The sequence below is a fragment of the Pseudomonas sp. P105 genome (assembly GCF_032614175.1).
Taxonomy (GTDB): Bacteria; Pseudomonadota; Gammaproteobacteria; order Pseudomonadales; family Pseudomonadaceae; genus Aquipseudomonas; species Aquipseudomonas rhizophila.
This window is the reverse complement of sequence record NZ_CP126693.1, coordinates 1,873,611-1,894,550: the sequence shown is the minus strand read 5'-3', so window position 1 is coordinate 1,894,550 and position 20,940 is coordinate 1,873,611. Positions and strand designations below refer to the sequence as shown.

Sequence of the window (20,940 nt, the reverse complement as noted above, 5' to 3'; positions counted from 1 at the left end):
CGGATGCTCAAATGCATAAGTAGATGCCTCCTGCTATTAAGCGCGGGGTTATATGCGCACGTCCTCATGGCGACGCCGGGCACGCCCGAGCACTACACGCTTTTGGGTCGTTCGACGGCGGCTCATGTCGAGGTCCTGCTGGATGACGCTCACCGTAGCCTGTTACAGGACCGGCAGGAATTGGTACTGGGAACGTCTGCCCCTGATTATCCGCCCTTCGATCTGTCCACCAGCGGGCAAGACTACGAGGGCATGACTGCCGACTACGCCGGCGTCATCGCCAGGGCGATCGGTCTGCCAATGCGGGTTTTGCGTTTCGCTTCCCGGGACGAGGCCATTGCTGCCCTCAAGAATGGAAAAATCGACCTGCTCGGCACCGCCAATGGTTTCGAAGCTCGCACCCCCGGCATTGTGCTATCGACCCCTTATGCAGTGGACCAGCCCGTTCTCGTCACCCGGACGAATGAAAGCCGTTCCCTGACCGAAGATCTCCAGGGATTGCGGCTGAGCATGGTTTATCACTACCTGCCGCTGCGGGAAATCGAAAAGCTTTACCCCAAGGCAATCATCAGCACCTACCCCTCCTACCAGAACGCCATAAACGCCGTCGCTTTCGGCCAGGCGGATGTCTTTCTCGGCGATACCATTTCCACCCACTACATGATCAGCAAGGGTTACCTGAGCAACATCCGCATGGCCAGCTTCGGCAAGCATGAGTCCTATGGATTCGGTTTCGCGGTTCGAAGTCACGATACCCGGCTGCTGGAGGCCATCAATGCCACGCTGAACCAGATTTCCATCACCGAGCAAGCGGCCATTTCCAAACGCTGGAGCGCTGGCAGCGACTTGTATCTCACAGAACACAAGATACAACTGACCGCCCGGGAGCAACGCTGGCTGGCACGGCACCCGGTGGTGCGAGTCGTGGTCAACGAAACCGCGGCGCCCTTCACTTTTTTCGACTCCGATGGTGACTTTCGCGGCATCAGTGCCGACCTGCTGGAGCTGATCCGGTTGCGCACCGGCATCCGCCTGGAGATCCAGCGCACTCAGAATGACAGCGAAATGATTGCCGCGGTCCTGAACGGTCAGGCCGACATGATTGCAGCGCTTTTGCCGAGCAGCGCGCGGCAGCAACAGTTGAAGTTCAGCCGCCCCTACGTCGACAGCTCATTCGTCCTGCTGACCCGCAAGCAATCTGACACCCCGGCAACCCTCGACCAGTTCGGCGACCGAAGCCTGGCCATCACTCAAGGCAATCCGGTCATTGAATGGCTACGCAGCCAGTATCCGGACATCAAGATCATCGAAACCGACGACCCTTTCCATGCCGTTGAAATGCTCGCCAAGGGCCAGATCGATGGCAGCGTGAACTCTCTGGTCATGGCCAACTACTTCATCTCGTCGCACTCGTTGCGAGACACCTTGCAAATCAGCAGCACCGTAGGAACCCGCCAGGCCATGTTCTCGTTGGCCACTGCCAAAGACGCCGTGGAGCTGAACTCCATTCTCGACAAAGCCCTCACCAGCATCGACCCGGACGAACTGGGCGTGATCAATAATCGTTGGCGAGGTTACGTGTCGGCATCGGAACACGTGTGGCGCACCTATAACCGCCTGTTTTTTCAGATCGTCGCCGGCGTCGGCCTCTTGTTGCTGCTATCGCTGGCATGGAATGCCTACATGCAGCGCCAGATCAGGCAACGTCAACGGGCGGAGCTGGCCCTCAATGACCAGCTTGAGTTCATGCACTCACTGCTCAACGGCACCCCTCACCCGATCTACGTCAGAGATCGCAACGGTTTCCTGCAAAGTTGCAATGACAGTTACCTGCAGACGTTCAACGTGAAACGCGAAGAGGTCATCGGCAAGAACGTCATGCCTGGGTCCATGAGCAATGCTTTCGAAGCGCAGGAGTACCAGGCGGACTATCAGCGGGTCATGGCCGAAGGCACTCCGCTGGTCCTGGATCGCCCGTTACATATCGGGGCTGACAAGCTGACCATCTACCATTGGATTCTCCCCTATCGCAACTCAAACGCCGAAGTACAGGGCATCATTGGCGGCTGGATCGACATCAGCGAACGACGCCAGCTGTTCGACGAACTGCGCGCCGCCAAGGAGCGGGCCGACAATGCGAACCGCGCCAAAAGCACGTTTCTGGCGACCATGAGCCATGAGATCCGCACCCCCATGAACGCGGTGATCGGCATGCTGGAGCTGGCTTTGAAACATGCCGACAAGGGCCATCTGGACCGTTCGACCATAGAAGTGGCGTATGAATCGGCTTCCGGCATGCTCGAGCTGATCGGCGACATCCTAGACATTGCACGGATCGAGTCAGGTCACCTGAGCCTGGCGCCCGAGCGGGTCAATCTCAGGGCCTTGCTGCAATCGGTCATACGGGTTTTCGAAGGCGTTGCTCGACAGAAGAACCTGGCATTGTCGCTGCTGTTCGACCCGGCCGAAGGCAACCCGGACGTCCTGATAGACCCCTTGCGATTCAAACAGGTGCTCTCGAACCTGATCAGCAATGCCCTCAAATTTACCGAACAGGGTCAAGTTCAAATCAAGGTCCAACTGTCTCCGGCCGCCCCGGATGACACCCTGCACATGCAACTGGAGGTCAGCGACAGCGGCATCGGCATCAGTGCGGCAGACCTGCAACGTCTGTTCGAGCCGTTTTCCCAGGTCGACAACACCGGCCGGATGGCGCGAACGGGCGCAGGACTTGGCCTGGTGATCAGTCGCAACCTGTGTCAGATGATGGGCGGCAGTCTGCACATGAGCAGTGAGCCGGGCGTCGGCACCCGGGTCCAGATTTCACTGCAACTGACTACCCTGGCGCCCACCACGGTTTGCGTGCTCCCGGAACCTGTCGTTGAAACGGCCACGGCCGCCTTGAGCGTTCTGGTCGTGGATGACCATCCGGCCAATCGCTTGTTGATGTCGCAGCAACTGGAGTACCTGGGTCATCACCATCAGGTCGCCCATGATGGCGCACAAGGACTCAAAGCCTGGCATGAAGGGGATTTCGACCTGGTCATCGCCGATTGCAACATGCCCATCATGAGTGGCTACGAACTGGCCAGTTCGATTCGTCGCCATGAGTGCGAACGCGAACTGCCGCGCTGCACCATCCTGGGGTTTACCGCCAACGCACAACCGGAGGAAAAACAACGCTGCCAGGACGCCGGAATGGACGACTGCCTGTTCAAACCGATCAGCCTGAGCGCCCTGAGCCAGTGGATGAAAACAGTCAGATCCACCAGCCGGCCCAAGACTTTCAATGTGCAAAGCTTGCAGACCTTGACCGGTGGCAACCCCTTGTCCATCCGGCGCCTGTTGGAAGAACTGCTCAGCAGCAATCGCTCGGACCGCCGGGAGTTGCTCGATATTGCCCGCAGTGGGGACCGACAGGCACTGACCGAGGCCGCGCACAAAATAAAAGGCGTCGCCCGAATCGTGCAGGCGACCTCGTTGATACAAAGATGTGAGGCGCTGGAACACGCCTGCCACCAGGCACAGGGTGCGCAACCCATTGGCGAATGTACCGAGGCGCTCGACCAGGCCATGACCGAACTGGAGCGCGCCCTGGAAACAGAGATCGCCAAGGCAAAATAATCCAGCGTTTACTATGCTGATCGCTCAGCAGTGCGCACCAGGGGCGTTCTCGATTGGTTTCCCCCGGCGCGGCAGGGAATGAGTTGGGAACGCCCACCAACACTTGGAGTGACTGCAATGCCCAGCGCACCGCGTCCGCAACAACGCCGGTTCCCCTTGCACGTACACATCAGCGTGATGTTTACGTTGCTCCTGCTGCTGACCGGTGTGGTGCTAGGCATTTTCAACTATCGCCAGACCACGCAAATCATCCTGTCCAGCAGTGAAAAACTGTTCAACCGCATCGAGCAGGACGTACGCCTGGATTTGTATGACACCTATGAACCCATCCGCCACCTGTTGGGTCTGCTAGCCGATTACCCGGCGACACGTGAACCCAGGATCGCTCAGCGCCTGGCCCTGCTCGCCCCCTTCAGCCAGGCGCTGCGGGACAACCCGAACCTGGCGTCGCTGTACCTGGGCGACAGCAATGGCGACTTCCTGATGGTCCGTCCCTTGCGTACCGAAGCCCTGAAGACCGCGCTGAAAGCACCGGCCAACGCGGCCTACCAGGTCTGGACCGTGGATAGGACAGCTACCCCCGGCCAGGTTCGTGCCCAGTCGCTGTTCTACGACCAGAGCCTGACGCTCGTCAGCCGTCAGGACATTGCCGACGAATCCTACGATCCGCGCAACCGAGGCTGGTTTCGCAGCGCGCTGGGAAGCGCCGAGCAAATCACCACCGAACCCTACGTATTCTTCTCCACCCAAAACCTGGGCACCACCCTCGCCCGGCGCAGTGGCGAACAGGCGGTCATCGCTGCCGACCTGACCCTGGCGTCCCTGTCCCAGACCCTGGCCAAGCACAGGGTGACCGCCGGCACCGAAATTGTGCTGCTCGACCCCCAGGGCAATACAGTCGCCTACCCCGACAGTCATCGGCTGATCACCGACACCCAGTCGGCACGCCTGATCAAGGCCCGCGACCTCAGCCCGGCCATCGCCGCCGCACTCGACGACAACACCGACACCCCACGCCTGGAGGCTGGTGGACGCCAATGGATCGTTTCGCGCAGCCACATGCAGGAAGGCGGGCCGCAGGGCCTGGAACTGGCGTTGCTGGTCCCTGAGGATGAGTTGCTGGCCGATGCCTATCGCATGCGCTGGCAAGGCGCACTGATTACCCTCGCCACTCTGCTCCTGTGCCTGCCCCTGGGCTGGTTGACCTCCAGGATTCTGGTCAAGCCCCTGCGCGCACTGGTGCAGGAGGCGGACGCCATTCGCAGCTTCGATTTCAACTACCCGGTGTCCCGTCGCTCCCCCGTGCTGGAGGTCGATCAGTTGGGCGTCTCGATGGCGCGAATGAAAGAGACCCTGGCAAGCTTCTTCGAAATCACCGCCAGTCTGCGCGCCGAAACCCGCTTTGCCCCGTTGCTGGAGCGGGTGCTGTTCGAAACAGTGAAAATCGGCCAGGCCCAGGCCGGCCTGATTTACCTGCGCGAGAACGATGACGATCAGGTCAGGCCCTATGGGTTGGTCATTGATGGAAGGCCTCGGGACCTTGCTGCCTTCGGCTTGCAAGGTCATGCGCTCAAGGCACAGGACAGCCCGCCATGGCTGCAGCAACTGGACGCCTCGGACAACCTCGTCACCTCGTTGGGCTTCGAGCAGGTCGGCGACCTCAAGAGTGTCCTGCTGGCACTGGATGCGCCACGGGTTCACCTGATCGGCATCCGCCTGCGCAATCGTCACCAGGAAACCGTCGGGGTTCTGGTGTTGCTGATAACCGACAGCGGCACCGAAGCCGACCTGGAAAAACTGCAGCCAGACCGCATCGCCTTCCTGCAGGCCGTGTCCGGCGCCGCCACCGTGAGCATTGAAGGCCAGCGCCTGCAAGCCCGGCAAAAACAACTGCTCGATTCGTTCATTCAACTGCTGGCTGGGGCGATCGATGCCAAGAGTCCTTACACCGGCGGTCATTGCCAGCGGGTGCCAGCCCTGACGCTGATGCTCGCCCAGGCCGCCGCTGCCAGCCAGGCGTCGGCATTCCAGGCCTACCGTCCCACGGAAGATGAGTGGGAAGCGCTGCACATCGCCGCCTGGCTGCACGATTGCGGCAAGGTCACCACACCCGAATACGTGGTCGACAAAGCCACCAAACTGGAAACCCTGAACGACCGGATCCACGAGATCCGCACGCGCTTCGAGGTGCTCAAGCGCGACGCCTGGGTCGATTATTGGCAGGCCCTGGCAACGGGTGGCGAGCCGTCATCCCTGGCCCAGCGACGCGACGCCACACTGGCCAGCCTCGATGACGACTTTGCCTTCGTCGCCCGCTGCAACCTCGGCTCCGAGGCCATGGCCGACGCCGACCTGCAACGTTTGCAAGATATCGCCCAACGCCCCTGGACCCGGACCCTGGATGACCGCCTGGGGGTTTCCTGGGAAGAGAACCGGCGCCAGGCACGCACGCCCAAGCCTGCGCTTCCAGTCACTGAACGGTTGCTGGCGGACAAGCCCGAGCACCTGCTGGAGCGGCACGAAGCCGAGCTGATCCCGGCAGACAACCCGTGGGGGTTCCAGCTCGACGTGCCGCCCTGGAAGTACAACCGCGGCGAGCTTTACAACCTCAGCATCAAACGAGGCACGCTGACGCGTGAAGAGCGTTACGTCATCAACCATCACATGGTGCAAACAATCCTGATGCTCAGCCAGTTACCCTTTCCCAGCCATTTGGGCAACGTGGCGGAGATCGCTGGCGGGCATCACGAGAAGATGGACGGCACGGGATATCCCAAGCGGCTCAAACGCGAGGAGATGAGCCTGCCGGCACGCATGATGGCGATTGCGGACATTTTCGAAGCACTGACGGCTGCCGATCGTCCTTACAAGAAGGCCAAGAAACTGAGTGAAGCCCTGGGCATCATGGCCACCATGTGCCGTGACGCCCACATCGATCCAGAGCTGTTCGGGCTGTTCATTGATGAAAAGATCTACCTGAGCTACGCCAACCAGTTTCTCGATCCGCGCCAGATCGATGAGGTCGACCCGGACAGCCTGTTGGACAAGGCCGGACTGAAGGCATGAAAGCCGCCGTTGTAGGCGCTGCCGAGCCGAACGCGGTCCGAGCTTTGGCCAACTGCTACGGCAAGCGGGTCAGCAGTCTGTCAGGCGCAGGAAGATATCAGCCAGTTGCTCGATACCGGCTCGGTCATGCTCGGTAAAACGCGCCAGCTTCGGACTGTCCAGGTCGAGCACGCCGATCAGGCGCCCGCCCTTGACCAGCGGCACCACCAGTTCGCTGTTCGACGCGCTGTCGCAGGCGATATGCCCGGCAAAGGCATGGACGTCTTCAACACGCTGAGTCTGGCGGGTCGCCGCCGCTGTCCCGCACACACCACGGCCAAAGGGAATTCGCACGCAGGCGATCTGCCCCTGGAATGGGCCCAGCACCAGTTCTTCGTTGCGATTGAGGTAAAAGCCGGCCCAGTTCAAGTCCTCCAGCTGACTGAACAGAAAGGCCGAAAACTGCGCGGCATTGGCGATGAAATCCCGCTCATCGGCCAGCAAGGATTCAAGCTGTGCCGCTAACAAGCCATAGCCGTCGAGACCTTCGCCGGTGCCTTTCAAATCGATCATGCCTTATTCTCCAGAAGTTTGAGGCCCACCCAATATCGGGCAAACTGATAAGCGCAACGTCCGTTGCGGTTGCCGCGCCCGGTGGCCCAACGCACTGCCTGCACATCCAGCGCTTCATCACGCTGCCAGGCCAGCCCGGCCTTGGCCGCCAGCTCGCCGATCCAGTGCTCCACCACGTTGAGGAAATGCTCCTGGGTAAACGGATAAAACGACAGCCACAACCCGAAACGGTCAGACAGGGCGATCTTGTCCTCCACGGCCTCGCTGGGGTGAAGCTCGCCATCGACCCGCTTCCAGTTCTCGTTGTCGCTTTCCTTTTCCGGCACCAGGTGACGGCGGTTGGAGGTGGCGTACAACAGCACGTTGTCCGGCGCCTGTTCCAGGGACCCGTCCAACACGCTTTTAAGAACGCGGTAATCGCCCTCCCCGGATTCGAACGACAGGTCATCGCAGAACAGCACAAAGCGCTGCGGCAGCTTTGCGATTTGTTCGACCACCCGCGGCAGATCGGCCAGGTGATCGCGCTCGATCTCGATCAACCGCAAGCCATGCTGGGCATGTTCGGCCAGCAACGCGCGCACCAGAGACGACTTGCCAGTGCCACGCGAGCCCCACAGCAACGCATGGTTGGCCGGCATGCCATCGATGAACTGGCGGGTGTTGCGACCCAGCTGTTCAACCTGACGATCCACGCCAATCAGGTCCGACAGGCGCATGTCGAGGCTGACTTCAAGCGGCAGCAGGTAACCACTGCGCCCGTCGCGCTGCCAACGGGCCGCCAGCGTTCGGGTCCAATCGATAGCCGGCCGTGGAGCAGGCAACAAGGGCTCTATGCGAGCCAGCACTGCATCGGCACGCTCAAGAAAAGCATTCAATCGAGAGTCCATGTCTTCTCCTCGGACAGGTTCACAGTGATGATCGCGCTACAGCGACGAAACGCCGTACCCAATGGCGGGTCTATCCCACACAACATAAACCGGCTGCATCGGTATTCAGAGATGATCAGCTATGCTTGAGCGGCGAAGGGAAACGTAAGTGGTTCATCATTCCATGGACATCAGATTCACCCAACGGCTGTCCTACAAGCAGGCCCGGCTGACCGTTCTGGTGGGTTTCGTGCTGGGTACTTTGCTCAGCCTGATGCAGATCGGCATCGATTATGCCAGCGAAGACGCGTCGATCAACCGTGAAATCCTGTCGCTGCTGGAAATCAGCCACAACCCGGCATCGCGTATCGCCTATAACATCGATGCCGAACTCGCCCAGGAGCTGTCCTTGGGCCTGTTGCGCTCACCGGCCATCATCGGTGCCCAACTGATCGATAACAACAACACCGTGCTGGCCAGCGTCAAACGCCCCGAACTGCAGAGCAGTTACCGGTTCATCAGTGACTTTCTCTTCGGGGCCCAGCGCCAGTTCGAAGACCGCCTCTATCTGGACCACCTGCCGGCCGAGTCCCTGGGCGTGCTGCGGCTGGAGGTCGACACCTATGCTTTCGGCAGCCGGTTCCTGCGCCGGGCCGAAGTGACGCTGCTCAACGGTTTCGCCCGCAGCCTGATCCTGACCGGTCTGCTGCTGGCGTTGTTTTATGTGATGCTGACCAAGCCCCTGGTTCGGGTGATCCGCGAACTGAGCAGCCGCGATCCCAGCAGCGGCGAGCAGAGTCGTCTGGAATGCCCCTCCGGCCACCAGCAGGACGAGATCGGTGTACTGGTCTCGGTGGCCAACCAGCAGTTCGAAAATATCGCCACCGAGATTCAGCAACGGCGCACGGCCGAAAATCGCCTCACCGATTACCTGGCGCAGTTGGAAAACATTGTCTCGGCCCGTACCGCCGAACTCAAAGCCATCAATGCCCGCCTCAGCCAGTCCAACGAGGAGTTGGAAGTGGCCCGGCGCACCGCCCTGGATATGGCCGAAGCCCGCTCCGTCTTTCTGGCCAACATGAGCCATGAGATCCGCACGCCGCTCAACGGTCTGTTGGGAATGATCGCGCTGTCACTGGATGGCCCCCTGACGGCCGAACAACAGCAACAGCTATCGATCGCCCATGACTCGGGCAAGGTGCTGGTTGAACTGCTCAACGATATCCTTGATCTGTCGAAATTCGACGCCGGTCAACTGGAACTCGAACGCATCCCGTTCGACCTTGGCTCGCTGGTCGAAGACACCGCCAACCTGCTTTCCCAGAACGCCGCTCCCAGCGTCGAGCTGGCCTGCCTGATCGACCCGGCGCTTCCAGCCCAGGTCCTGGGTGACCCGACCCGGGTGCGCCAGATCGTCAGCAACCTGCTGTCCAATGCGCTGAAATTCACTCGCTTCGGCCGGGTCGACGTACGTTTGAGTCCACATGAAGACGGCGTGCGAATCGAGATCTGTGATACCGGCATCGGCATCCCCCAGGAAGCCCAAGCACGAATTCTCCAGCCGTTCACCCAGGCCGGTGTTGGCATTACCCGCCAGTTCGGTGGCACCGGGCTGGGCCTGGCGCTGACCTACAACCTTTGTGAAGCCATGCAAGGCCAGTTGACGATCACCTCCGAGGCCGGTTTCGGCAGCCAGTTCTGCGCTGACCTGCCCCTGCCCTGCCATACCCCGGCGACGCCCGCCGAGCCCTTGCGCGGCAATATTGTGGCCATCACCGACCGCAGCAGCGGCCTGGCCGAATTGCTCAACATGCTATTGCCCGGCTGGGGGCTGGACTATGAAAGACGTTCGGTGGATGACGGTTTGCTGGGCCTCAAGCCTGATGTCCTGATTACCGACTGCCCGGAATGCCTGTTCACTATGCGTCCCACTTTCGACGCGCCCATCCTGCTGGTCACCGCATATGGCAGTTTTCTGCCCAGCGAAGAAGCCGCCGCCCTCGCCCCCTTGTTACAGCAGGCCCGGCCCCTGGCGCGCCATGCCCTCTATCAGATCCTGCGTCGCGCCTTGCAAAGCGACGCCACCACCATCAATGACGCTCAGATCGAAACTCTGGCGCCGTCCAAACGCGGGCGGGTGTTGCTGGTGGAAGACAATCCGGTCAACCAACTGGTGGCCAAGGGCATGCTGGTGAAGCTCGGTTGCGAAGTCATCGTCGCGGCCCATGGCGCCGAAGCCCTGGACCTGCTCGAACAGAGGGATTTCAATTTGGTCCTGATGGATTGCAACATGCCGGTCATGGACGGTTACGAAGCCAGTCGCCAGATCCGTCGCAGCGGGCGCTGGCCGGATCTGCCGATTGTCGCACTGACAGCCAACGCCATGCCTGAGGAACGTGAGCGATGCCGGGCCGCCGGCATGAACGATTACCTGTCCAAGCCGTTTCGGCGCGAAGAGCTGGCGGCGTTACTGGACCAGTGGGTGCCGCTTACGTCAGCGCTTTGATCTGCCCCAACAGATGATCGAGACCGTCTCGCAACTCTCCCAGGCGGTCCAGGTCAAGCCCACTGTCGCATAACAGGCGGGCCTTGAGCGGACCGACCTGCTCACGCAATTCCCAGCCGGTTTGCGTAAGGCTCAGATGCACCTCCCGCTCATCGCGGGCCGAACGCTGGCGCTGAACCAGGCTCAGTTGTTCCAGGCGCTTGAGCAACGGCGTCAGCGTGCCCGAATCCAGCAGTAGCCGTTCGCCCAGAGCCTTGACCGTGGGTTGTTCCGGCGCATTTACCTGCCACTCCCACAGCACCAGCATCGCCAGGTATTGCGGATAAGTCAGGCCGAGCTGATCGAGCATGGGCTTGTAGCCGCGAATGACCGCCCGCGACGCGGCGTACAGTTTGAAGCACAACTGGCTGTCGAGTTTCAGCGCATCGACTGACAGATCATTCATTTGAGTAAGGCTTCGATCTCACCGGTCAGGTCCTGGGGTTTGGTGGTCGGCGCAAACCGCTTGACCACCTGACCGTCCTTGCCGATCAAGAACTTGGTGAAATTCCACTTGATGCCCTTGGACCCCAGTACGCCGGGCGCCCGCTGCTTGAGCTGGACAAACAGCGGATGGGCATTGGCGCCGTTGACCTCGATTTTCTTGAACAGCGGAAAACTCACACCGAAGTTCAACTCACAGAACTCGGAAATCGCCCCCTCATTGCCCGGCTCCTGCTTGCCAAATTGATTGCAGGGAAAGCCCAGCACCACCAGGCCCTGGTCCTTGTAGGTCTGCCACAACGCCTCAAGCCCCTTGTACTGGGGAGTGAAGCCGCACTGGCTGGCAGTATTGACCACCAGCACAGCCTTGCCGGCGAAATCGGCGAGGGTCTTTTGCTCCCCCTTGATCGTGGTGCACGGGATGCTCAGCAGGTTGTCGCTCATGGCAAGGCTCCAGATGGGAAGAAGAGGACACTGAAGATAGCGAGCAATTAAATTGCATGCAATTTAATTATCCAAAAATACCCGCATCACAGATTGTGGGAGCCAGGCTTGCCCGCGATGAAGGCGACACGGTCTTTCAGAGATCGAGGTGCCTTCATCGCGAGCAAGCTTTGCTCCCACAGAGTTACCCTCGGGGCACCAGATCCAGGCACACCGAATTGATGCAATAACGCAAGCCCGTGGGTGGCGGGCCGTCAGGGAAGACGTGGCCCAGGTGCGCGTCACATTTGGCGCAGACCACTTCGGTGCGGATCATGCCGTGGCTGACATCGCGCACCTCCACCACTGCGCTGCCTTCGATCGGCGCGTAGAAACTGGGCCAGCCGCAGCCGGAATCGAATTTGGTCTGCGAATCGAACAATGGCTCGTTGCAGCAGATGCAGTGGTACACACCATCAGTTTTGGTGTCGTTGTATTTACCGGAGAATGGCCGTTCGGTGCCCTTCAGCCGACAGACGTTGTACTGCTCCGGGTCAAGCATGGCGCGCCATTCTTCAAGGGTTTTCTGCAACTTTTCCATCGTCCTACCTCGGCAATTGAAAAAGCCCGATCCGACGCTTTTCCGCAGATCGGGCGGCACGTATGATTGCGCCTCGTCAGACGCCAGTCTGGCAGTCACGTCATGCGCATTCAAACGGATTGTCACGCATGTACCGCGTCAAGCCTGGGCACAGACGCAGGATCCCCAGTACGGTAGTTCACTCGCCGCCTGGATCGTTCATTTTCGGGAACACATCGCCATGCAGGTCAGCAAATCGAACAAGCTCGCCAACGTCTGCTACGACATTCGCGGCCCGGTGCTCAAGCACGCCAAACGCCTGGAAGAGGAAGGCCATCGCATCCTCAAGCTGAACATCGGCAACCCGGCACCCTTTGGTTTCGAAGCGCCCGATGAAATCCTCCAGGACGTTATCCGCAACCTGCCGACCGCCCAGGGCTACAGCGACTCCAAGGGCCTGTTCAGCGCCCGCAAGGCCGTGATGCAGTACTACCAGCAGAAACAGGTCGAAGGTGTCGGCATCGAAGACATCTACCTGGGCAACGGCGTGTCCGAACTGATCGTGATGTCGATGCAGGCCTTGCTCAACAACGGCGATGAGGTGCTGGTGCCGGCCCCGGACTACCCATTGTGGACCGCCGCCGTGAGCCTGTCGGGCGGCAATCCGGTGCATTACCTGTGCGATGAACAGGCCAACTGGTTCCCCGACCTGGCGGACATCAAGGCCAAGATCACCCCGAACACCAAGGCACTGGTGATCATCAACCCGAACAACCCCACTGGCGCGGTGTACTCCAGGGAGGTCCTGCTGGGCATGCTGGAACTGGCTCGCCAGCATAACCTGGTGGTGTTTTCCGACGAGATCTACGACAAGATCCTGTACGACGATGCCGTGCACGTCTGCACCGCGTCACTGGCGCCGGACCTGTTGTGCCTGACCTTCAACGGCCTGTCCAAATCCTATCGGGTGGCGGGTTTCCGCTCCGGCTGGATCGTTATTTCCGGTCCCAAGCATCACGCCCAGAGCTACATCGAAGGCATCGATATGCTGGCCAATATGCGCCTGTGTGCCAACGTACCGAGCCAACACGCGATCCAGACGGCGCTGGGTGGCTACCAGAGCATCAACGACCTGGTCCTGCCCCAGGGCCGGTTGCTGGAGCAACGCAACCGTACCTGGGAATTGCTCAACGACATTCCTGGTGTCAGTTGCGTCAAGCCAATGGGTGCGTTGTACGCCTTTCCGCGGATCGACCCGAAGGTCTGCCCGATCCACAACGATGAAAAATTCGTCCTCGACCTCCTGCTGTCCGAAAAGCTGCTGGTGGTCCAGGGCACGGCGTTCAACTGGCCATGGCCGGATCACTTCCGCGTCGTGACCCTGCCCCGGGTCGACGACCTGGACCAGGCCATTGGCCGGATCGGCAACTTCCTCAAGTCCTACCGCCAGTAATCCAGGTGGCGTGCGAGGGGACGACTCGCACGCTGTTTGATTCAGCAACACATCCGTTTCGCCCGTTGCGGCAGGCCTTCTACACTGAAGGCGCGGCAGACGGTGCGCGGCGCGACTCAACGTTCACGGGGTACGGGCGCTCCTTTTCTTTTCCGCGGTCACTTTCAGAAAAGTCTTTCAAACATTTGCGACGCGTGTAGGACACAGTTTGAAATAGTCGGCGTGTTGAATAGCCTGCGGCGGCACCTTATATACCCCGCATAACGCTACATCTTTAGCATGAGGAGATTTCCACAACCATGATGCGCATCCTGCTGTTTTTGGCCACTAACCTGGCGGTCGTGCTGATTGCCAGCATCACCCTGAGCCTTTTTGGCTTCAACGGGTTCATGGCGGCCAACGGGGTTGACCTCAACCTCAGTCAGCTGCTGATCTTCTGTGCGGTGTTCGGTTTCGCCGGTTCCCTGTTCTCGCTGTTCATCTCCAAGTGGATGGCGAAGATGAGCACCAGCACCCAGATCATCACTCAGCCGCGCACTCGCCACGAACAATGGCTGCTGCAAACCGTCGAGCAGCTGTCACGCGAAGCCGGCATCAAGATGCCGGAGGTGGGCATCTTCCCAGCCTACGAGGCCAACGCCTTCGCCACCGGCTGGAACAAGAACGACGCGCTGGTCGCCGTCAGCCAGGGCCTGCTCGAGCGGTTTTCGCCGGATGAAGTCAAGGCTGTGCTGGCCCATGAGATCGGTCACGTCGCCAACGGCGACATGGTGACGCTGGCGCTGATCCAGGGTGTCGTGAACACCTTCGTCATGTTCTTTGCCCGCATCATCGGCAACTTCGTCGACAAGGTGATCTTCAAGAATGAAGAGGGCCAGGGCATCGCCTACTACGTGGCGACCATTTTCGCCGAGCTGGTATTGGGCATCCTCGCCAGCGCCATCGTCATGTGGTTCTCGCGCAAACGTGAGTTCCGCGCAGATGATGCCGGCGCACGCCTGGCTGGCACCAGCGCCATGATCGGCGCCCTGCAACGCTTGCGTGCCGAGCAAGGTTTGCCGGTACACATGCCCGACACCCTCAATGCCTTTGGCATCAACGGTGGCATCAAGCAAGGCCTGGCTCGCATGTTCATGAGTCACCCGCCACTGGAAGAGCGTATCGACGCACTGCGTCGTCGCGGCTGACAGGTTCAAGCTTCAAGAAAAAGCCCGCAGCGACGCGGGCTTTTTTCTGTCTGATTTATGAGTTGCCAGGTCTGACCCCATCGCGAGCAGGCTCGCTCCCACAGGGCGTCTTCGGTGAGCGCCAATTCACAGTTCGCAACGGATCAACTGTGGGAGCGAGCCTGCTCGCGATAAGGCCAGCGGGCACGCCACATCAACGACTGGAAACCCGATACGCCCGCTCATCCAGCCTTTTGACCCCAGCCTGCAAGAACTTCCAGCTTTCCCCCAGCACATCCTGCTCCTGCAATACCTCCAGCCGCCAGACCTCGCCCAGCAGCCTCTGCACTTCGTCATCCCCTACGGAAAACGGCGGGCCAGGCATTTCATCCTGTGAGTAATCCAGAGTAATGAGCAATCCGACACACTGCGGCAGAATCTTCTGCAGATGAGCCGCATACCGCTCCCGCATCGGCCCAGGCAGGGCGATCAATGCAGCGCGATCGTACAGCGCCGTGCAATCGCTCACATCCTCCGGGCTCAGGGCAAAGAAATCACCGCAGCGGATTTCAATGTCAGCGGCACGGAACACCTTGAATGCGCCCTCTTCACTCACGCTCGGCTCAAGCTGATGCTCAAGGAAGAAATCCGCGGCGGCTTTTTCCGACAGCTCCACCCCCAGTACCGAATACCCCTGTTGGGCAAGCCACAAGAGGTCGAGCGTCTTCCCGCATAGGGGCACCAGCACCCGACTGCCCTGCTCAACCCCCAGTTGCGACCAGAAACGTTGCAGATAGGGATTCACCTCTGGCAGATGAAAACCGATCTGATTCGTTGACCAGCGCTTGTGCCAAAACTCAGGCTCCATCACTCACTCCAGAAAAACCGATTAAAACGGGCTAAAACTTATATTAGATTTAGATCATAGACCTGACAGAAGATGGCGACATCTTAACGCTCAGGAGTCCGTTCATGCTGCCCAGCCTGTTTATCTCCCATGGCTCACCGATGCTGGCCCTGGAACCCGGCGACAGCGGCCCGGCACTGGCTCGCCTCGCCGCGCAACTGCCCACACCCAAAGCCATCGTCATCGTGTCCGCGCACTGGGAAAGCAGTGAACTACTGGTCAGCGCCAATCCGCATCCACGAACCTGGCACGACTTCGGCGGCTTCCCGCCGGCTCTGTACGAGGTGCAATATCCGGCGCCGGGCGATCCACAATTGGCGGGGCAAGTGGCGGCCCTGCTCAACGCCGCACACCTGCCGGCACGCCTGGACACAGAGCGACCCTCCGATCATGGCGTGTGGGTGCCGTTGTCCTTGATGTACCCCAAGGCCGAGATTGCCGTCGTGCAGATCTCCCTGCCCAGCCGACAAGGGCCGGCCCTGCAAACCCAGGTCGGCCGGGCCTTGGCGAGCCTGCGCCAGCACGGCGTATTGCTGATCGGCTCAGGCAGCATCACCCATAACCTGCGCGACCTGGACTGGAACGCCGGCCCCGAAAGCATTGAGCCCTGGGCCAAGGCTTTTCGTGACTGGATGGTGGAGAAATTGGCAGAGGACGACGAAGCCGCGCTGCATGATTACCGTCGCCAGGCCCCCCACGCCGTACGCAGCCAACCCAGTGACGAGCACTTGTTGCCGTTGTATTTTGCCCGGGGTGCGGGAGGTGAATTCAGCGTTGCCCATCAGGGGTTCACCCTGGGCGCTTTGGGGATGGACATCTATCGGTTTGACTGATGAACCGAGTCGCGTTCAATCGCGAGCAGGCTCGCTCCCACATTTGACTGCATTTACCTGTGCCACTGTGGGAGCGAGCTTGCTCGCGATGGGCTCGCCCTGAAAAGACACCCAGCTTCAGGCAAAAAAAATCCCCGAACCAGTCGGGGATTTTTTATGTTCGATCAATCAGCCCGAGAGCGGATCAATCTTCGCGATAGCGACGCAGTTTAAGCTGCTTGCCGGCGACACGAGTGTCCTTCAGTTTGGTCAGCAACTTCTCCAAACCATCTTCCGGCAGCTCTACCAGGCTGAAGCTGTCACGTACCTGGATGCGACCGATGGCCTCACGAGCCAGACCGCCTTCGTTGAGGATGGCGCCCAGCAGGTTCTTGGCCGCGATGCCGTCACGGGCACCCAGCGCAGTACGGCAGCGCGCACGGCCTTCGGCCAGCGGGATCGGCGCACGACGCTCGCGATCGCCACGGTCCGGACGATCACCGCTACGCTCTGGACGATCGCCACGCGGTGCGTTGTTCGGCACCAGTGGACGTTCTTTCTCGATCGCAGCGAGGGTCAGCGCCTGGCCATTGGTGGCCTTGCGCAGCAGAGCAGCGGCCAGGGCACGTGGGGTGCAACCGATGTCGGCGGTCAGGCGATCGAGCAGATCACCGTGGGTCGATTCGGCGTCAGCCACCAGTGGCGACAGGCTGTTGGTGAGCTTCTTGATGCGGGCATCGAGAACTGCCTGGGCGTCCGGCAGGCGAACCTCGGCGACCTTCTGACCGGTTACACGCTCGATCACTTGCAGCATGCGGCGCTCACGCGGGGTGACCAGCAGCAGTGCACGACCTTCGCGACCGGCACGGCCAGTACGGCCGATACGGTGAACGTAGGATTCCGGATCGTACGGCATGTCCACGTTGAACACGTGGGTGATGCGCGGAACGTCCAGGCCACGGGCGGCAACGTCAGTGGCCACAACGATGTCCAGACGGCCATCCTTGAGGGAGTCGATCACACGCTCACGCTGGTTCTGGGCAATGTCACCGTTCAGCGCAGCGGCTTTGTAGCCTTTGGCTTCCAGGGCGCTGGCCAGGTCCAGGGTCGCTTGCTTGGTACGTACGAACATGATCAGGGCGTCGAAATCCTCGACTTCCAGCAGGCTCAGTACGGCCGAGGTCTTCTGGTCGGCGTGAACCAACAGGTGAGCCTGTTCGATCGCGGTGACGGTCTGGGTCTTGGTCTGGATCTTTACGTGTTGCGGATCGCGCAGGTGGCGCTCGGCAATGGCGCGGATCGACTGCGGCAGAGTGGCCGAGAACAATACAGTCTGACGGGTCGCTGGCAGGGCCTTGAAGATGACTTCCAGGTCATCCATGAAACCCAGCTTGAGCATTTCGTCGGCTTCATCGAGAACCAGGTGGTTCACGGTGGCCAGGACTTTTTCGTCACGACGCAGGTGGTCGCACAGACGGCCCGGAGTGGCGACAACAATCTGCGCGCCGTTACGGATGGCTTTGAGTTGCGGGCCCATTGGAGCGCCGCCGTAAACAGCCACAACGGTTACACCAGGCATCTGCTTGGAGTAGGTTTCAAAAGCGGTTGCTACTTGCAGCGCCAACTCACGAGTTGGCGCCAGGATCAGGGCTTGCGGTTCGCGCTTAGCAGGATCGATGCGATGCAGGATCGGCAGGGCGAACGCGGCGGTTTTACCCGTACCGGTTTGCGCCTGACCAATCATGTCGTGACCGGCCATGATGATCGGGATCGATTGCTGCTGAATAGCCGAAGGTTCTTCGTAACCGGTCGCAATGACGGCTGCAAGAATGTTCGGATTAAGATTAAAAGCGACGAAGCCGCCGGTTTCCTGGGTCATGGGTCTGCCTCTAAGTGCATCCGCAAAGACCCATGCTCCAAAGCTGCGCATGCCGTGTTGAGACTCAAGAGTCGCCCTGGCTGCTTTGTCGGCGGGGATTTGCGAAAACGAATGAATGAAAAAGAACGTCGTGGAAGCATCCGTTGTGCGGACATGCAACCGAAGCTGGCTTCGGGGAATTGCGCTACCTTGACGCGGCCCGGCTAAAGGCCGGCGCGCACTATACCGGAAATCGCCCGAAAAGGGAGATTTTTTATTGCCAAACCCGGTTATGGGACTGGCTGTCATGGGCGTCGGGACAGCCGGCTTAAACGATTTACCTTCCGACAGCTTGCCTATCAAGTCGCCGGGCGAATGGCCTTGATCAACGACTGCAACGAATAACCCAGCCGCGGCGCCAGCCCTTCGGCCCGGGCGACCAGTCCTTGCATGTCCAATTCCTGGTCCAGATCCGCCGGCACGATCAGGATGACATTGCCTTCTTTAACCGGCAGCTCCCAGTAATGCCGGTGGTACAAGCCGCGCAGCAGCGCCGCGCCCAATGGCTTGCCGTCGTCGGTGGCCCATTGGTTGATCACCAGCCAGCCGCCGGGGTTGAGGCGTTTCTGGCAGTTCTCCAGAAAACCCCAGGCCAGGTGCCCGACGCCAGGGCCGACGTCGGTATAGAGGTCGACAAAGATCAAATCCGCAGGCTCGGCGGTTTCAAGCAGCTCCAGGGCATCGCCGACGCGGATGTACAGCCGCGGATCGTCGTCCAGCCCCAGGTATTGGATGGCCAGGCGCGGCACATCGGGGCGCAGTTCGATGGCTTCGACATCTTCCAGCGGCAGAAACTTGAGGCAAGCCTGGGTCAGCGTCCCGGCGCCCAGCCCAAGAAACAGCGCGCTTTCCGGCTGCTCGTGGCACAACGCGCCAATCAACATGGCGCGGGTGTAATCATATTCGAGCCAGCTCGGGTCGGCCGTGAACACGCAGCTCTGTTCGATGGCATCGCCAAATTCCAGAAAACGGTAGTCCGCCACTTCGAGAACCCGGATAACACCGAACTCGTCATGCACTTCGGCGAGCAAATGCTCGACGCGCTCCTCTGTCATTTCATCTCCTGTGGCTGCGCTGACCCTGAACATAACCGGGGCAAAAGCGCGATTGTCCGCGAAGCGACGCAAACAGGTCACGCACTAATTTGCTGATAACATGGCAGCCCGAGCGTAAACCACCTAGAGATCATGATGAGCCAACCCTGGAGCCCTGACAGCTGGCGCGCCCTGCCGATCCAGCAGCAACCCCAATACCCCGACGCGGCGCATTTGCTGCAGGTCGAGCAGACCCTGGCCAGTTATCCGCCGCTGGTGTTTGCCGGTGAAGCCCGGGAGTTGCGCCGTCAGTTCGCCGAAGTCACCCAAGGCCGGGCCTTCCTGCTGCAGGGCGGCGACTGCGCCGAGAGCTTTGCCGAGTTCTCGGCGGCGAAGATCCGCGACACCTTCAAGGTATTGCTGCAAATGGCCATCGTCATGACCTTCGCCGCCGGTTGCCCGGTGGTCAAGGTCGGTCGTATGGCCGGACAGTTCGCCAAACCGCGCTCGGCCAACGATGAGACGATTGGCGGGGTAACCCTGCCGGCCTATCGCGGCGACATCGTCAACGGCATCGGCTTCGACGAGAAAAGTCGCGTGCCGGACCCGGAGCGGCTGCTGCAGTCCTACCACCAGTCCACCGCCACCTTGAACCTGCTAAGGGCCTTCGCCCAGGGTGGATTCGCCGATCTGCATCAGGTGCACAAGTGGAACCTGGACTTCATCGCCAACTCGGCCCTGGCTGAGAAGTACAGCCACCTGGCCGACCGTATCGACGAAACCCTGGCCTTCATGCGCGCCTGCGGCATGGACAGCTCGCCGCAACTGCGCGAAACCAGCTTCTTCACCGCCCACGAAGCGCTGCTGCTCAATTACGAAGAAGCTTTCGTGCGCCGCGACAGCCTGACCAACGACTACTACGACTGCTCGGCCCACATGCTGTGGATCGGTGACCGCACCCGTCAGTTGGACGGTGCCCATGTCGAATTCCTGCGCGGGGTGAACAACCCGATCGGCGTCAAGGTCGGCCCGAGCATGAACCCCGACGACTTGATCCGTCTGATCGACGTGCTCAATCCGGACAATGATCCGGGGCGGCTTAACCTGATCGCGCGAATGGGCGCGAACAAGGTCGGCGATCACCTGCCGCAGCTATTGCGCGCCGTGCAACGAGAAGGCAAGCAGGTGCTGTGGAGTTCGGACCCGATGCACGGCAACACCATCAAGGCCAGCAGCGGTTACAAGACCCGGGACTTCGCGCAAATCCTCGGGGAAGTGAAACAGTTCTTCCAGGTTCACGAAGCCGAGGGCACCTATGCCGGGGGCATCCACATCGAAATGACCGGGCAGAACGTCACCGAGTGCATTGGCGGCGCGCGGCCGATCACCGAGGACGGGCTGTCGGACCGTTACCACACTCATTGCGATCCGCGGATGAATGCCGATCAGTCGCTGGAACTGGCGTTTTTGATTGCCGAGACGTTGAAGCAGGTGAGGCGGTGAGTCAGTAAGTCATTCGCCGTTTGTTGGATTGCTATCGCGAGCAGGCT

Annotated in this window: 15 protein-coding genes; 7 read left to right on the top strand and 8 right to left on the bottom strand. The window is 60.4% G+C overall.

Annotated features, from left to right (window positions below; translation table 11 throughout):
- Window positions 1–3 precede the first annotated feature (3 nt).
- Together QOM08_RS08575 and QOM08_RS08570 are read left to right on the top strand one after the other, a co-directional pair.
- Window positions 4–3,624: a transporter substrate-binding domain-containing protein gene (locus QOM08_RS08575; RefSeq protein ID WP_410479127.1), complete on the top strand. Its 3,621-nt coding sequence runs from the start codon at window positions 4–6 to the stop codon at window positions 3,622–3,624.
- Window positions 3,625–3,741: 117 nt separating this feature from the next.
- Window positions 3,742–6,690, top strand: a complete 2,949-nt coding sequence (locus tag QOM08_RS08570) for an HD domain-containing phosphohydrolase (protein WP_316912822.1) — start codon at window positions 3,742–3,744, stop codon at window positions 6,688–6,690.
- 69 nt (window positions 6,691–6,759) lie between these two features.
- On the opposite strand, the gene QOM08_RS08565 is transcribed toward QOM08_RS08570, so the two are convergent.
- Together QOM08_RS08565 and QOM08_RS08560 are read right to left on the bottom strand one after the other, a co-directional pair.
- Entirely contained in the window at window positions 6,760–7,242 is a 483-nt protein-coding gene (locus tag QOM08_RS08565) for a GAF domain-containing protein (protein WP_173407170.1), read from the bottom strand.
- On the bottom strand, window positions 7,239–8,129 hold the full coding sequence (locus tag QOM08_RS08560) for an ATP-binding protein (protein ID WP_047226377.1): 891 nt from the start codon (window positions 8,127–8,129) through the stop codon (window positions 7,239–7,241). Before QOM08_RS08560 ends, QOM08_RS08565 begins: the two co-directional genes overlap by 4 nt.
- A gap of 163 nt (window positions 8,130–8,292) precedes the next feature.
- Between QOM08_RS08560 and QOM08_RS08555 the strand changes: the two genes are divergently transcribed.
- The gene (locus QOM08_RS08555; RefSeq protein WP_316912821.1) at window positions 8,293–10,614 is read left to right on the top strand and encodes a response regulator; all 2,322 of its coding nucleotides are present in this window, start codon (window positions 8,293–8,295) and stop codon (window positions 10,612–10,614) included.
- Here QOM08_RS08555 and QOM08_RS08550 read toward each other — a convergent pair.
- From QOM08_RS08550 to msrB, 3 genes are all read right to left on the bottom strand, one after another.
- On the bottom strand, window positions 10,598–11,059 hold the full coding sequence (locus tag QOM08_RS08550) for a MarR family winged helix-turn-helix transcriptional regulator (RefSeq protein ID WP_047226375.1): 462 nt from the start codon (window positions 11,057–11,059) through the stop codon (window positions 10,598–10,600). The genes QOM08_RS08555 and QOM08_RS08550 overlap by 17 nt on opposite strands.
- Complete coding sequence (locus tag QOM08_RS08545) at window positions 11,056–11,541, bottom strand: glutathione peroxidase (protein WP_047226374.1); 486 nt, start codon at window positions 11,539–11,541, stop codon at window positions 11,056–11,058. Before QOM08_RS08545 ends, QOM08_RS08550 begins: the two co-directional genes overlap by 4 nt.
- 184 nt (window positions 11,542–11,725) lie before the next feature.
- Window positions 11,726–12,121 carry a peptide-methionine (R)-S-oxide reductase MsrB gene (msrB, locus tag QOM08_RS08540; protein ID WP_047226373.1) on the bottom strand — a complete coding sequence of 132 codons (396 nt, stop codon included), beginning with the start codon at window positions 12,119–12,121 and terminating at the stop codon, window positions 11,726–11,728.
- Between the two features lie 220 nt (window positions 12,122–12,341).
- On the opposite strand from msrB, the gene QOM08_RS08535 reads away from it, so the two are divergent.
- Both QOM08_RS08535 and htpX read left to right on the top strand, forming a co-directional pair.
- Window positions 12,342–13,553 (top strand): pyridoxal phosphate-dependent aminotransferase, encoded by a 1,212-nt coding sequence (locus tag QOM08_RS08535; RefSeq protein ID WP_047226372.1) that lies wholly within the window; start codon window positions 12,342–12,344, stop codon window positions 13,551–13,553.
- Window positions 13,554–13,852: 299 nt separating this feature from the next.
- Window positions 13,853–14,740, top strand: a complete 888-nt coding sequence (gene htpX, locus QOM08_RS08530) for a protease HtpX (protein ID WP_047226371.1) — start codon at window positions 13,853–13,855, stop codon at window positions 14,738–14,740.
- 193 nt (window positions 14,741–14,933) lie between these two features.
- Here htpX and QOM08_RS08525 read toward each other — a convergent pair whose 3' ends face one another.
- Window positions 14,934–15,587 carry a thiopurine S-methyltransferase gene (locus QOM08_RS08525; protein WP_316912820.1) on the bottom strand — a complete coding sequence of 218 codons (654 nt, stop codon included), beginning with the start codon at window positions 15,585–15,587 and terminating at the stop codon, window positions 14,934–14,936.
- 104 nt (window positions 15,588–15,691) lie between these two features.
- Between QOM08_RS08525 and QOM08_RS08520 the strand changes: the two genes are divergently transcribed.
- Window positions 15,692–16,459, top strand: coding sequence for a class III extradiol ring-cleavage dioxygenase (locus QOM08_RS08520; protein ID WP_316912819.1), 768 nt, complete (start codon window positions 15,692–15,694; stop codon window positions 16,457–16,459).
- Window positions 16,460–16,643: 184 nt separating this feature from the next.
- Here QOM08_RS08520 and QOM08_RS08515 read toward each other — a convergent pair whose 3' ends face one another.
- Both QOM08_RS08515 and QOM08_RS08510 read right to left on the bottom strand, forming a co-directional pair.
- Window positions 16,644–18,317: a DEAD/DEAH box helicase gene (locus QOM08_RS08515; protein ID WP_047226368.1), complete on the bottom strand. Its 1,674-nt coding sequence runs from the start codon at window positions 18,315–18,317 to the stop codon at window positions 16,644–16,646.
- A gap of 338 nt (window positions 18,318–18,655) precedes the next feature.
- The gene (locus QOM08_RS08510; protein ID WP_047226367.1) at window positions 18,656–19,411 is read right to left on the bottom strand and encodes a spermidine synthase; all 756 of its coding nucleotides are present in this window, start codon (window positions 19,409–19,411) and stop codon (window positions 18,656–18,658) included.
- Between the two features lie 135 nt (window positions 19,412–19,546).
- Between QOM08_RS08510 and QOM08_RS08505 the strand changes: the two genes are divergently transcribed.
- Window positions 19,547–20,893: a class II 3-deoxy-7-phosphoheptulonate synthase gene (locus tag QOM08_RS08505; RefSeq protein WP_047226366.1), complete on the top strand. Its 1,347-nt coding sequence runs from the start codon at window positions 19,547–19,549 to the stop codon at window positions 20,891–20,893.
- Window positions 20,894–20,940: the final 47 nt, after the last annotated feature.